This window comes from Kribbella sp. NBC_01510 (genome assembly GCF_045040325.1).
Lineage (GTDB): Bacteria > Actinomycetota > Actinomycetes > Propionibacteriales > Kribbellaceae > Kribbella.
Genome location: NZ_CP109418.1, coordinates 7,264,873 through 7,279,264 on the forward strand (window position 1 = coordinate 7,264,873; position 14,392 = coordinate 7,279,264).

The following is a 14,392-nucleotide window of genomic DNA, read 5'->3' on the forward strand; positions in this document are numbered from 1 at the left end:
ACGTACGTCTCAACCGACACGATCGCCGGACGAACAGGTAGCCGCGACCGGACGACCTTGCCTGCGGCGACGCCGGCGGCCGCGAACTCATCGATCACGAACACCCGCAGCCGGTGACCCGCTGCCGCCTTCCGCGGATGCGGATGACCACGGTGGTTCGTGGATTGACACCCCGTGGTGGGCGTGCCTCACTGAATGGAAGGGGATTCGTCGTGAGGTGCGACGAACGTTTGCCGACGGGCCGCTGGGGATCGGCGATGTCGGGGGGAGATCGACATGACCGAAGCCATTGCCGAACTGGCTGATCCTGTCAGGCAGTTGCCGGCAGATCCGGACGAGGCGCCCGTGGACGGCGTGGCAGTGTGTCTGTCCGGTGGCGGGTATCGCGCCATGTTGTTCCATACCGGCGTGCTCTGGCGGCTGGCCGAGACTCGCTGGCTGCACCAGGTCAACCGGATCTCCAGTGTCTCGGGCGGCAGCATGACCGCCGGTATGCTGGCCAAGGTCTGGCCGGAATTCCACCAAGCGGCCGATCCGCACCAGGCGTTCGCCGACCTGGTCGTGGCGCCGATCCGTTCGCTGGCGTCGCGCACGATCGACAAGCCGAGCGTGATCTCCGGCCTCCTCTCGCCGTTCACCACGATCGGCGAGCAGTTCGAGGCGGAGTTACGCCAACACTTGCTGGGCGACACGATGCTCGCCGATCTTCCGGTCACCCCGACGTTCGTTTTCAACTCGACGAACACCGGCTCCGGCAACCTCGTCCGGTTCAGCCGGGACCGGATCGCGGACTGGCGGGTCGGCCGGGTCGAGCATCCCGAACTGCGATTGTCCGCAGCCGTTGCCGCGTCGTCCGCCTTCCCGCCGTTCCTGTCGCCGTACCGTCTGGATCTCGGCAAGGCGACCTGGATCGATGACAAGGGCAACGATCTCACCGGAGCCGAGTACCGCGACGAGTTCGCGCTGACCGACGGCGGCGTCTACGACAACCTGGGGCTCGAGACCGCGTGGAAGCGCTGCCGCACCGTCTTCGTCTCCGACGCCGGAGGCAGCCTCTCGCCCCAAGCGGATCCGGCCGCGGACTGGGCCCAGCACATGCTGCGAGTCACCCAGTTACTCGATCATCAGATCAGGTCGCTGCGTAAGCGGCAGGTGATCGAGTCTTTCGTCCAGGGCCGCCGCGACGGCGCGTACGTCGGTATCCGCAGCGACATCACCCGGTACCCGGCGGAAAAGTTGCTCCAGGCACCTTTCGCCGTCACCACCGGGATCGCCGAGATCAAGACGCGGCTCAAGGAGATCCCGGACAGCGACCAGGAACGGCTGATCAACTGGGGGTACGCCGTCGGCGACGCCGGACTGCGATCACATCTCGACACTGCCGCGGCTCCCCCGGCCGCCTATCCGTATGCCGGCGGCGTAGCGTGACCGACGCCGAGGCGTACGTCGAAGGTCCAGCGGTACGCGCGGCGCGCAACGTGACCGACCTGACGATCATCGCTCAGGATCCGTCGGTGCGGAGCGGTCCCGACAAGCACATCCTCACCGCGCGTGCCAAGGTGCCGGCCGCTCGACTCGAACCAGGACCGCGGACTCCGAGGTTCTACGTAGTGGACTATGACGCCTCGACCGGGACGCTCGTGCCGGCCGCGAATCTGCCGCCGGACAGCGACCTGTTCGCCAAGGCCGACGACAAGACACTGACCACCGACTTCGCGTTCCATGCCCAGCAGGTGTACGCCGTCGCCGCCCGCACGCTCGCCACCTTCGAGTCCGCCCTCGGACGCCGCCTGCCCTGGGGGTTCGCCGGACATCAGCTGTACCTCGTGCCGCACGCCTTCAGTGAAGCGAACGCCTACTACTCGTTCGACGATCGGGCCCTGCTGTTCGGCTATGTGCCAGGTGGCGACGACTCCACCATCTATACGTGCCTGTCGCACGATGTCGTCGCGCACGAGACGACCCACGCGGTACTCGATGGTCTGCGGCACCACTTCCTCGAACCGGGCCTGCCGGATCAGGCGGGCTTCCACGAAGGCTTCGCGGACATCGTCGCCTTGCTGTCGGTGTTCTCGCTCCAGGAGGTCGTCGAGGTCTGCCTCGATCTGGGATCCACCACCAGCCGCCTCAGTTCTGACATGACCGACGAGAACGTCCTCCGCACCAGTGTGCTGACCGGCGTCGCGGAACAGCTCGGCGATGTGCTGACCCAAGGACGCGGCGCGCTGCGAAGGTCGGCCCTCGAGCAGCCGCCGCCCGATTGGAGCAGCCTTCCGGCGTACCAGGAACCCCATCGCCGCGGGGAGATTCTGGTCGCCGCCGTACTCGAAGTCCTGCTCGATCTCTGGACCCGCCGCCTGACAGCCCTCAAATCCAAGCGCAGCGGCCGAGCCAAGCCCACCGTCGACCGGGCTCGGGCGGCAGAGGAAGGCGCCAAGGCCGCAGGACATCTGCTGACCATGCTCATTCGGGGCCTGGATTACCTGCCACCGGTCGAGTTCGAGTTCGATGACCTGCTCGATGCCGTGATCCGCGCCGACGAAGAGGTCCTGCCGGAAGACTCCCTCGGGTACCGCAAGGGCCTGGTCGAGCAGTTCGCCCGCTTCGGCATCGGGCGCCCGCCCGACACCAACCGCGACCTGGTGTCCGGCGCCTTCCCGGCCCACTACGCGACCATGAACTTCACCGCGCTCCGGACCGCGGGCGACGAGGTGTTCCGCTTCATGTGGGAGAACGCCTCGCTGCTCGGCATCGACACCGACTACCACACCCATGTCGAGGCCGTGCTCGCGACCGAACGCGTCGGCCCGGACGGCCTCGTGGTTCGCGAGTCCGTCGCCAACTACGTTCAGATGCTCCAGCTCACGGCAGGCGAGCTCGAGAAACGCGCAGGGATACCGTTGCCCGCGGATCTCGACCCCACCACGACGCTGCAGATCTTCGGCGGAGGCACCCTGGTCTTCGACCAGTTCGGGCGGGCGAAGCTCCACATCGTCAAGCGGTTGGACGACTGGCAACGTCAGGTCGAGCGGGCTCGGTACCTCCACGACGCCGGCTTCTACGACCGCGCAGGCAGGCTGGGGTTCTCCTTCGGCGGAGCGGCGGGCCAGATCTTCGCCGAGCTGCACTCGGCCGGCTCCGACACCGGGGAGGTGTGGTGATGGCCACCTTGGTTCCGGCCAGAGTCCGGGTCCGGATGTACCAGGTCGGCTTCGGCGACTGCTTCCTGGTCACGATCGAGTACGACGGCGCCGGCGGGAACACTCGCGCGGAACGGCACATCCTCTTCGACTGCGGCTCGACCAGCGGCCCGGACGACAGGCCGGTGAACATGGCCGACATCGCCGACCTCATCGCCGAGCACACCCACGGCAGTCTCGATGTCCTCGTCCTCACCCACCGGCATCGCGACCACCTGCTCGGTTTCGGCGACACGCACGGCGCGGAGGTCTTCCGGACGCTCGCTCCCAAGCTCGTACTGCGGCCTTGGACCGAGGATCCGACGCTGCCTGCAACCGCCGACGGACCAGCGGATGACGGTGCCGCAGCAGCGGGGAGGTTCGCAGTTCACCTGGCCAATGCCCAATCGGCGGTTGAAGGGGTCGCCACCGCGACCGCGGAGAGTAGCGGTGCGAAGCACGACCTGCACGAGGAGGCACTCCAGGCGCTCCCTAACCAGGCGGCGGTGACCGCGCTCGACACCTTGGCCGCCGACGGACGAGGTCAATATCTGCACGCCGGCACGGCGTTGCGCCTGCAGAGCGTCGTACCGGGCCTCAAGGTCACGGTCCTCGGACCGCCGACCGTCAACCAGGACAAGCGGGTTGCGAAGCAGGTCAGCCGAAATCCGGAGTACTGGATGCTACGGCTGCAACAGTCCCTGACGGCGTCCGCACCGGCGGAGGTGCAACCGCCCGCCGACGTACCGCCCGGCCAGGTGCGCTGGCTCGTCGAGCATCTGGCCAAGCACCAGACAGACTCCCTGACCAGGCTGGTGCGGGACCTCGACGACGCGATGAACAACACGAGCTTGATCCTGGTGCTCGAGATCGGGAACCTGTCGATGCTGTTCCCGGGCGACGCGCAGATCGAGGACTGGCAGCCGACCCTGGACAAACTCGCGGACGACCAGGTCCTGAGCGCCAAACTCGCCGGGATCGACCTCTACAAGGTCGGCCACCACGGCAGCCGCAACGCCACCCCACGCAGCCTGTACGCCCTGTGGACGAAGCGCCCGGCCGGCGCCCCGCCACTGACCGCGCTGATGTCCACCAAACCCGACGTCCACGGCCACTCCGCCCAGACCATGGTCCCCCGCCAAACTCTGGTCAACGCACTCAAGGAAGTAGCCACCCTCTTCTCCACCGACGATCTCCCGAAAGACAGCGCGTTCCTGGAAGTCGTCGCGCCCGCCACCGGCGGCCCATTCAAACCCGTATAAGCGGCGTCGGCGTCGCGTTGATGGCCGCCGAGCGCAGAGGTTCCCGTTGCCAAGTAGCAGCAGCCCACGAACGACCTCGCTTGGATATCAGCGGACTCGGGGTTCGAGTTGGCCACCATGTAAGTACGCCGAGGACCAGTTATCCACAGGTTGCAAAGTCGTCCGTTCCACGTCTCCGAAAGTCCCTATGTTCTTGGGTAAAGGAGGTGCTCGATGAGTGCTGGCAAGGCCAAGGACAGCCGTCAGAGCCGACATGGAAGCCATCGGCGGCGCAAGGAGACAGACACGTTGCAGCCACACCAGGTGTTGACGCCGCTGACGGCGAGTCAGGCGGAGCGGCTGGTGCGGATGTCCGAGGAGGCGGTCGCGAAGCGCGGATTCACGATGCGGTACGACGGCGCGGGGGCGTTGGTGCCGGTTGGAAGCGACGGCGCTCCGGTGGGAGACGGCCCGTCGGCCGGTCTCATGAACCTCGCGCGGACCGTTGCCGACCTGCCACGTCAGCAGTGGCGCTCCGCGGTGGCGGCGCATTTCGACCAGATGACCTCTCTCAATGAGCCTCCACCGATCCCGGACGATCTGGAGAACGAGCTCTACCTCCGGCTGGTGTGTGCGGCGACGATCGACCCCGAGATGGGTAAAGGTGTGCCCGAGTTCGCTCCGGGCGTTCTCACAGTGCCGGCCACGTACGTCGGGCGCGGGGTGGCCATGCATTTCAACATCGACAGCCTCGGCGTGCCACGAGAGGAAGCCACACGGATGGGGTTGGCGAACCTACGCGGCATTCGGGATGAGGTCGAGACCGTGCGCTTCGAGGGTGCCGAGATCACCTTGCTCACTGGCAGTATGTTCACAGCGTCGCGGGCACTCGTGTTCGACACTGTGTTGCGCGAATCGCTGCAGGTCGAGAACCCTCCGTTCGGCTGCCTTGTCGCAATGCCGGCCCGAGACATGCTGTTCGTGCACGTACTGCGAGATCAGACGATGCTCAAAGCTCTGCAGTTGCTGATCACAACCGCTAACCGCATGTTCAGCACTCGGCCAGGCTCGGTCAGCCCACACGTCTATTACGTGACCGGCCACGAGTGGCACCAAGTCACCGACTACAGCACCGGCGAGCTCCGTCTCCGGGCCATCGGCGAGCTCGAAGACGCCGCGCAACGCCTCGGAGTCAGCGAAACAGCCGCCTGACCTTCGACGCCTCAGCGGCTCGGCGCCTCGGCCGCTTGCCTGGGCGAGGCAGCGGGCCGGGTCCAGTGACCCACAACTCACAGGACATGTCGCGTCATCGGCACCGGCAATCAGTCTCCACTGCACATCAGCGGCTACAGGATTGGAGTCCGCCACTCAGTAACCGACATTGTTCTGCGCCTGCGGCGGCCTCCGACGTGCTCAAGTTGCCAACGGCAAACCGCGCCCTCCTGATCGACGCGGCTGCTCACTGGTCGGCCGCCGTCCGTGGGGAGCAAAGTACCCGCCTTCCCACGAGGCGGAGGCGCGACGTGGCATGCTGCGTCGGTGGCCCTGTACTTGCACCGTGCCGAGCGCACAGACGTGCTCGCCGACGGGCTCGGTGACTTGCTCGCCGCTCCTCTGGCCGATCCATTCGCCGAGGAGCTGGTGGTGGTGCCGGCCAAGGGCGTTGAGCGGTGGCTCTCCCAGCGACTCGCACACCGTTTGGGTGCGGCGGCGGGGCGAGCCGACGGAGTGTGCGCTGGGGTTCGATTTGCGACACCGCGCTCGCTGGTGTCCGCGGTGCTGGGTCTCACAGACGACGACCCGTGGGCCGCGGAGGCGATGGCTTGGCCGCTGCTGGCCGTGCTCGACGAGTCTCTCGACGAGGTCTGGTGCGAGCCTGTTGCGCGACACCTGGGCCATTTCGACACCGGAGCCGAGGCCGAGTTGCGCCAGGGGCGCAGGTACGCCGTCGCAGCGCGGTTGGCCCGGCTCTTCGCGGCGTACGCCGTCCAACGGCCGGCTCTCCTCGCTGACTGGAGCGAAGGTCGCGACACCGACGGTCGCGGAGTGCCGATCGACGATGACCTGAACTGGCAACCCGAACTCTGGCGGCGACTGGTCGGCCGAATCGACGCACAGCCACCGAACACTCGCCACGCCGACACGCTGGGCCGGCTCCGGGATCAGCCAGAGTCCTTCGATCTACCGGAACGCCTCTCACTGTTCGGACACACTCGACTGCCGCTCACGGAGATCGAGTTGCTCTCCACCTTGGCGGAACACCGCGACGTACACCTCTGGCTCCCCCACCCCAGCGGCGCGCTCTGGGAACGGCTGAGGACAGCGGGTTCTACTGCGGGCGACCGAGCCGCCGACACGAGCCATCAAGAGGCCGACAACCCGCTGCTCGCCACCCTCGGGCGGGACAGTCGCGAGCTGCAGTTGGCCCTCGCCGCAGCACCAGCCGTTGACCGACACCTTCCGTCACCACCGGCGCCCGACACACTTCTCGGCTGGCTGCAGCATGACCTGCGCGACAACACCCTCGCCGCTGAGGGTCGCCACCTCGCCGCCGACGATCGCAGCGTGCAGATACATGCCTGCCACGGCACCGCCCGGCAGGTCGACGTACTGCGCGAGGTGCTGCTCGGGAAGCTCCAGGCAGACCCGACGCTCGAGCCGCGCGACATTCTTGTCATGTGCCCCGACATCGAGACCTACGCGCCGTTGATCAGCGCCCGGTTCGGTCTCGGAGAGGTCGACAACGACGGCCACCCGGCGCATCGGCTCCGCGTCCAACTGGCTGACCGGTCACTCACCCAGACGAATCCGCTGCTCGGCGTCGCCGCTCAACTCCTCGACCTCGCCGGCAGCAGAGCGACGGCGAGCCAGGTGCTCGACCTCGCCGAGACCGAGCCAGTACGCCGCCGCTTCCGGTTCACTGATGACGACATCGACATCGCCACCGCCTGGGTGCGCGAATCAGGCGTGCGGTGGGCGTTCGACCAGGACCACCGCGACCCGTTCGGCTTGGCCGACTACCCGCAGAACACCTGGCGCTTCGGCATTGATCGAGTACTGGCAGGCGTGACGATGTCGGCGGACGCGCACGCGTGGATCGACACGACATTGCCGCTCGACGACGTAGGCAGCACCCGCATCGAGCTGGCCGGCCGGTTCGCCGAGTACGTCGATCGGTTGCTGGCGGCAACTGACAGGCTCAGCGGCGCCCAACCGCTCGCGGAGTGGCTGGACGCGCTCCGCGACGGGATCGACCAGCTGACTCGCGTCGGTCGCGATGACGGTTGGCAGGTCGGCCAGGTGTATCGCGAGTTCGCCGAGGTCGCGGCCGAGGCCGGTCACCTGGCCGCGACCTCGCTGAGGTTGCCGGACGTCCGGGCCCTGTTGTCGACCCATCTGGCCGGGCGGCCGACCCGCGGGAACTTCCGGACCGGCACGCTGACCGTCTGCACGATGGTGCCGATGCGCTCGGTGCCGCACCGGGTGGTCTGCTTGCTGGGCCTCGACGACGGGGTGTTTCCACGGTTCGGGCTCGCTGACGGAGACGACGTACTGGCCAGGTCACCGGTCACCGGCGAGCGCGACGTCCGCAGCGAGGATCGCCAGCTGATGCTCGACGCGATTCTCGCCGCGACCGAGTCGCTCGTGATCACCTACACCGGCGCCAACGAGTACACCGGTCAGCCACGGCCGCCCGCCGTACCGCTGGGTGAGCTCCTCGATGTCCTCGACCGCACCACCGAGTCGGAGGTTCGGCAAGCGGTCGTGGTCAAGCATCCGCTCCAGCCCTTCGATCGGAAGAACCTGGAGGCCGGCCGTCTTGGTACGCCGGGGCCCTTCACGTTCGACCCGACCGCACTGGTCGCGGCGCGGGCCGCAGCGGGTTCCCGGCCGCCACGCCCGGAGTTCATCGCCGGACAGTTGACGCTACCGGCGGATGATGATGTCGCGTTATCGGATCTCCTGGCGTTCTTCCGTGATCCGGTGAAGGGGTATTTCCGGGCGCTCGATCTAACTCTGCCGTGGGAGGTCGACGGCGTCTCGGACGTGATGCCGGTGGAGATCGACAACCTCGAGAAGTGGTCGGTCGGCGACCGGATGCTCCGCGACATGCTGACAGGCATCCACCCCGACGCGGCCCTCCAAGCAGAGTGGCGACGGGGCGTTCTCCCACCGGGACGGCTGGGCTGGCGGACCGCGACCGAGATCCGTGACATCGCCCGAAGTCTCGCGATCAGTGCGTACCCGCATCGCCAGGCGAGTCCACAGGCGTTCGATGTGGACGTCGACCTCGGCAGTGGCCGGCGCCTCACCGGAACAGTTCCAGGTGTGTACACCTACCGGCTCGTCTCGGTGAGCTACTCGCGGCTCGACGCCAAGCAATTGTTGACCTCCTGGATTCAACTGCTCGCGCTGTCCGCCGACGACGAGGACCACAACTGGACGGGTCTGGCCATCGGCCGCCCGCGCAGCGGTCGCACCCCCGCGAGTCGGCTGTTCGGGCCGGTCGGACCCGACGCCCGCGCCCTGCTCGCCGACCTGGTCGCGGTCTACGACGCCGGCCGTCGCGAGCCGTTGCCGCTACCGCTGAAGACCTCCTTCGCCTGGTGCCAGGCGCGGCGCACGGACGACGACCCGATGCTCGCTGCCGGACGTCGGTGGCGCCCCGCGAACTACGACGGCGAGAACTCTGATCCCGCCCACGTCCGCGTCTGGGGACCCAACACCAACCTCAAGGTTCTTCTCGAGCCGACTCGGCCCGGTGAGGAACGGCCGGGCGAACCGACTCGGCTCGGCGCCTACGCGAACCGTGTCTGGGAACCGATGCTGCGCTTCGAGCAAGGGGCGCCGTGATGGAGCCCTTCGACCTCTTGGGTCCACTGCCGACGGGCACCACTGTGCTGGAGGCGAGCGCCGGCACCGGCAAGACCTATGCCCTCGCCGGGCTGGTCACCCGCTACGTGGCCGAGGGCGCCGCACGTCTGGACGAGATGCTGCTGATCACCTTCGGCCGCGCCGCCAGCCAGGAGCTTCGTGAACGCGTCCGCTCCCAACTGCTGGACGCCGAGCGTGCTCTTGCGGATCCGGATCGCTGGCGCGACGACCCAGGTCTGCTCGGTCACCTGGTCAACGGCAGCGCTGCCGACGTCGCCGTACGACACAGCCGTCTTCGGGACGCCCTGGCCAACTTCGACGCGGCCACCATCGCGACGACTCATCAGTTCTGCCAGCTCGTACTGCGTTCGCTCGGCGTCGCCGGTGACACCGACGCCGGCGTCACCTTGGTCGACGACCTCGGAGAGCTTGTCGCCGAGGTCGTCGACGACATCTATCTCAATCGCTTCGGAGGTTCCGCCGAGCAACCGACTATCACCCGCTCCACCGCGCTGGAGCTCGCCCTCAAGGTCGTCGGTAACCCGCACACCCGGCTGGTGCCCGAACAGTACGACGGGTCCTCGCCTGAGGGCGTCCGGGTCGAGTTCGCGAAGGCCGTCCTGGCCGAGCTGGAGCGCCGCAAACGCCGCCTCGGCATCCTCGGGTACGACGACCTGCTGACCCGGCTGGCCACCGCGCTGGAGAATCCCCACGCCCCGGCTCGCCAGCGGATGCAGCGCCGTTGGTCGGTGGTGATGGTCGACGAGTTCCAGGACACCGATCCGGTGCAGTGGAAGGTGATCGACGCCGCCTTCAACGGTCACAGCACGTTGGTGCTGATCGGCGACCCCAAGCAGGCCATCTATGCGTTCCGCGGTGGCGACATCGCGACGTACCTTGCGGCGGCGGAAACCGCGGGTCAGCGGCGCACTCTCGGTACGAACTGGCGCAGCGACCAGCCGCTGGTCGATTGCCTTCAAGTGGTGCTCGGCGGCGCCCGGCTCGGCCACTCGGACATCGTCGTCCACAAGGTCAGCGCCCATCACCAGGGCAGCCGGCTCACTGGTGCACCATCCGACGCGCCAGTCCGGCTCAGGGTCGCGCGCCGGGAGCAGTTCGGATCGGCGACGCGCAAGAGCATCCCCATGGACGACCTGCGCGACCACATCGCCCGCGACCTCGCCGTCGACATCGGTCAACTGCTCGCGTCCAACGCGGCCTACGACGAACGGCCACTCCGGGCCGGCGACATCGCGGTGATCGTCGAGGCACACAAGGACGCGCGGGCCTGCCGGGAGGCACTGGCCAAGGCCGGGATTCCCGCGGTCTACTCCGGCGACCTCGACATCTTCTCGTCGCAGGCCGCCCAGGATTGGCTGTGTCTGCTCGAAGCCTTCGAGCAACCGCACCGATCCGGCTTGGTCCGCGCCGCTGCGACGACGATGTTCTTCGGGGAGACCGCGGCCACTCTGCAAGCCGGTGGGGACGACCTCACCGATCGGATCGGACAAACCCTGCGCGGGTGGGCCGACCACCTCCGCACCCGCGGTGTGGCTGCCGTGTTCGAAACCGCCCAGGTGAAGGGGATGGCGCAACGAGTACTTGCCTGGCGCGGCGGCGAACGCGATATGACCGACCTCGCCCACCTCGCCGAACTGCTGCACGAGACCGCTCACCGGGAGGGGTTCGGGCTGCCCGCGCTGCTCGACTGGCTGCGCGAAGAGTGCACCGGCAAGGGGCGTACGACGGAGCGAACCCGCCGGCTCGACAGTGACACCGCGGCAGTGCAGATCATGACGGTATGGGTGAGTAAGGGCTTGCAGTACCCCATCGTCTACCTGCCGTTCGGGTTCAACCGGCACATCTTCGACGATGACGAACTCCTTCTCTTCCACGAGAACGGCGTACGCAGTCTCGACATCGGCGGCAAGAACCGCACCGGCTACACCGCCAACGAGAAACTCTGGCGGACCGAGGTCGCCGGTGACGACATCCGGCTCACGTACGTCGCGCTGACCCGGGCCCAGTCGCAGGTCGTGGCCTGGTGGGCGCCGTCCTGGGACGAGGTCAACGGCGGAATCTCCCGCCTGCTGCGCGGTCGCAAGCAGGGCGAGCCGGTCGTACCCGACAGCCTGGACAGGCCATCGTCCGACGACGAGGTGCTGATCTGGCTGCGCCGCTGGCAGCAGGCCGGCGGTCCCGTCGTCGAGGAGTCGATGATCGCCGAGCAGGTCGAGCCCGTGGGCGAGGGGTTGCCCAGCGGGCTCGCAGTCGGGACCTTCTCCCGCGAGGTCGACCTCGCCTGGCGCCGTACGTCGTACTCCGGGCTGATCCGCGCGGCCGACCAGCAGGTGGGCGGTGTAGTCAGCGAACAGGAGGAAAGCCAACTCGAGGACGAGTCGGTGGATCCAGTACCGACACCGGAGAACGTGCCGCCCGATGCGCTGCCGTCTCCGATGGACGGACTGCCGGTCGGGGCCACGTTCGGGTCGCTGGTGCACGCAGTGCTCGAGGAGGCCGACCCACACGCGCCCGATCTGCACGCCGAATTGGCTGCACAGGTCCGCGACCAGTTGCGGCTCTGGCGCGTCGACGTCGACGTGACACCCGATGCCCTGGCCACGGCGATGCTGCCGATGCACACCACGCCGCTCGGTCCGCTCGTGCCTGGACTGACCCTCGGCGACCTCGGCCGCGCCGACCGGCTCCGCGAACTCGACTTCGAGATCCCATTGGCCGGAGGCGATCACGCGATGGCCGGCGACGTACGGCTGGCCGGGGTGGCGCCACTGCTACGCACCCATCTGTCGGCCGACGACCCGCTCCTTGCGTACGCCGACCGACTCGAACAACCGTTGCTCGGCCGACAGAGCTTGCGAGGCTATCTATCCGGATCGATCGACGTCGTCTTGCGTGTCCCGCACGGCGACAGCCACCGATTCGTCGTGGTCGACTACAAGACCAACCGGCTCGGCGACCCCGAGCAGCCTGCTACGTCGGCGGAGTACGGCCCGGATCAACTGGGCGCCGCAATGCTGCACTCCGACTATCCGTTGCAGGCGATGCTCTATTCGGTCGTGCTGCACCGATACCTCCGCTGGCGACTGCCGGCCTACGACCCTCAGGTGCATCTCGGTGGGGTCGTCTATCTCTACCTGCGCGGCATGTGCGGCCCGGAGACGCCTCTCGTGGACCGGCATCCGGCCGGGGTGTTCAGCTGGCCATTGCCGGCGGCGCTCGTACTCGCGCTGTCCGACCTACTCGATGAGAGGACGGCATGACCACGACAGTCGACGAGTTCGACTCGGCCTTGGCGCTCGCCGCGACCGGGATCTTGCGCGATTTCAACCAGGCCGGCGTGATCCTGGCCGCCGACGTCCATGTCGCCTCCCGGCTCACGACCATGCTGAACGAGACCGACGAGTCAGTGGCACTCGCCTGTGCACTGGTAGCGCGAGCCGTCCGGGCCGGATCCATCTGCCTCGACCTCACCGAGGTCCGCAACGAAGTCGGCGATGACGGCGACGAGCTGGCCTGGCCCGTCCTGGACGAATGGCTCGCAGCAATCGCCGCTAGCCCCCTGCTCGCCGCTCCACACCCACTGCGCCTCGATGACGCGCGTCTGTACTTCGATCGCTACTGGCGCGAAGAGGAGCAGGTCGAGCAGGACCTTCGCCGTCGCGCCGCTCTGCCGGCGCCACAGATCGCCAACGAAGCTGCGCTGGTCGCAGGGCTCGACCGGCTCTTTCCAGGTAGTTCGTACGACGAACAGCGGACTGCCGCACAGACCGCGGCCCGGCAATGGACAACGGTCCTCACCGGTGGCCCTGGCACCGGCAAAACCACCACTGTCGCCGGCCTGCTGGCTGTACTCGCGGAGCAGGCCGAGATCGCCGGCGAGCGCCGCCCGTGGATCGCGCTGACCGCACCAACCGGCAAGGCCGCAGCCCGGCTCGAAGAGGCGGTACGGCGGGAGATGTCCGACCGCCTCTCCGAACAGGACACACAGAGGCTGGGCGACTTCCACGCCCGTACCCTGCACATGCTGCTCGGCCGGCGCTCCGACTCGTCCACCCGGTTCCGCCACGACCGAGAGAACCGGCTGCCGCACGACACCATCGTCGTCGACGAGACCTCGATGGTTTCGCTGACGATGATGGCGCGGCTGCTGGAGGCGATGCGACCCGAGGCGCGGCTCGTACTGGTTGGCGACCCCGACCAGCTCGCTTCCATCGAAGCCGGCGCTGTACTCGCCGACCTCGTCGACGGGCTGGTCGCAGGCGGGCACATCAAAGGAGCCGAACTACGCACCTCGCACCGCTTCGGCAGCGAGATCGGCGAGCTGGCTTTGGCCGTGCGCGAAGACCGCCCCGAGGACGTTCTAGCCGTACTACGCAGCAGCGGCGAACGGGTCCACTTCGTCGAGGACGACGACCCACGCGAGACCCTGCGGTCCGCGCTGCTTCCCGACGTACTCGCGATCCGGACCGCCGCCGAAGCCGGCGACCCCGACGCCGCACTGGCCGCGCTCGACCGGCACCGCCTACTCTGCGCGCACCGGGAAGGGCCGTGGGGCGTCGACCACTGGAACCGAACCATCGAGCGATGGATCACCGAAGAAGCCGAGGACCCACTCTGGGACACCTGGTACGTCGGCCGACCGGTACTGGTGACCGCCAACGACTACGCCTTGGGCATCTACAACGGCGACGTGGGAGTGACGATCCGGCGCCCCGACGGCTCCCTACGAGTCTGCATCGACAGCTCCCGCGGCCGTCTCGACTTCGCCCCCAGCAGACTAGGCAACATCGAAACGCTCCACGCAATGACCATCCACAAAGCCCAGGGCAGCCAGGCGGCGGAAGTCACCGTCTTGATGCCAGGCGAAGAGTCGCGCCTGCTCACCCGCGAACTCTTCTACACAGCAATCACCCGTGCCCAAGACCGACTACGCGTCGTCGGGAACGAAACGTCCGTACGTCTGGCCATGGGCCGCAGAGCGCTACGTGCAACCGGCCTCCGGCAACGCCTGATCGGAATTCACCTACCGCGAATACCACCGTCCACCGGTGGGAAGCCGTAAACCTTGCCGTCCGA

At 67.7% G+C, this 14,392-nt stretch carries 7 protein-coding genes; all 7 read left to right on the forward strand.

Annotated features, from left to right (window positions below):
* The first annotated feature begins 276 nt into the window (after nucleotides 1-276).
* The 7 genes from OG558_RS35865 to recD all read left to right on the forward strand — a co-directional run bounded on the left by OG558_RS35865 (nucleotide 277) and on the right by recD (nucleotide 14,378).
* Nucleotides 277-1,428, forward strand: coding sequence for a patatin-like phospholipase family protein (locus OG558_RS35865; RefSeq protein ID WP_329476681.1), 1,152 nt, complete (start codon nucleotides 277-279; stop codon nucleotides 1,426-1,428).
* Nucleotides 1,425-3,161 (forward strand): hypothetical protein, encoded by a 1,737-nt coding sequence (locus OG558_RS35870; protein WP_405066952.1) that lies wholly within the window; start codon nucleotides 1,425-1,427, stop codon nucleotides 3,159-3,161. The genes OG558_RS35865 and OG558_RS35870 overlap by 4 nt, the downstream gene beginning before the upstream one ends.
* A complete protein-coding gene (locus OG558_RS35875) occupies nucleotides 3,161-4,441 on the forward strand; it encodes a hypothetical protein (RefSeq protein WP_405066953.1) in 1,281 nt (426 codons plus the stop codon). The genes OG558_RS35870 and OG558_RS35875 overlap by 1 nt, the downstream gene beginning before the upstream one ends.
* A gap of 213 nt (nucleotides 4,442-4,654) precedes the next feature.
* Nucleotides 4,655-5,632: a hypothetical protein gene (locus OG558_RS35880; RefSeq protein ID WP_405066954.1), complete on the forward strand. Its 978-nt coding sequence runs from the start codon at nucleotides 4,655-4,657 to the stop codon at nucleotides 5,630-5,632.
* A 327-nt stretch (nucleotides 5,633-5,959) separates the two neighbouring features.
* A complete protein-coding gene (gene recC, locus OG558_RS35885) occupies nucleotides 5,960-9,274 on the forward strand; it encodes an exodeoxyribonuclease V subunit gamma (protein ID WP_405066955.1) in 3,315 nt (1,104 codons plus the stop codon).
* A complete protein-coding gene (locus tag OG558_RS35890; RefSeq protein WP_405066956.1) occupies nucleotides 9,274-12,576 on the forward strand; it encodes a UvrD-helicase domain-containing protein in 3,303 nt (1,100 codons plus the stop codon). Before recC ends, OG558_RS35890 begins: the two co-directional genes overlap by 1 nt.
* Complete coding sequence (gene recD, locus OG558_RS35895; RefSeq protein ID WP_405066957.1) at nucleotides 12,573-14,378, forward strand: exodeoxyribonuclease V subunit alpha; 1,806 nt, start codon at nucleotides 12,573-12,575, stop codon at nucleotides 14,376-14,378. Before OG558_RS35890 ends, recD begins: the two co-directional genes overlap by 4 nt.
* The last annotated feature ends 14 nt before the right edge of the window (nucleotides 14,379-14,392 follow it).

What these genes read in the sequence shown, in the direction of transcription:
- OG558_RS35865 (WP_329476681.1), top strand. Translation starts at nt 277, where the DNA reads ATGACCGAAGCCATTGCCGAACTGGCTGATCCTGTCAGGCAGTTGCCG.
- OG558_RS35875 (WP_405066953.1), top strand. Translation starts at nt 3,161, where the DNA reads ATGGCCACCTTGGTTCCGGCCAGAGTCCGGGTCCGGATGTACCAGGTC.
- OG558_RS35880 (WP_405066954.1), top strand. Translation starts at nt 4,655, where the DNA reads ATGAGTGCTGGCAAGGCCAAGGACAGCCGTCAGAGCCGACATGGAAGC.
- OG558_RS35890 (WP_405066956.1), top strand. Translation starts at nt 9,274, where the DNA reads ATGGAGCCCTTCGACCTCTTGGGTCCACTGCCGACGGGCACCACTGTG.
- recD (WP_405066957.1), top strand. Translation starts at nt 12,573, where the DNA reads ATGACCACGACAGTCGACGAGTTCGACTCGGCCTTGGCGCTCGCCGCG.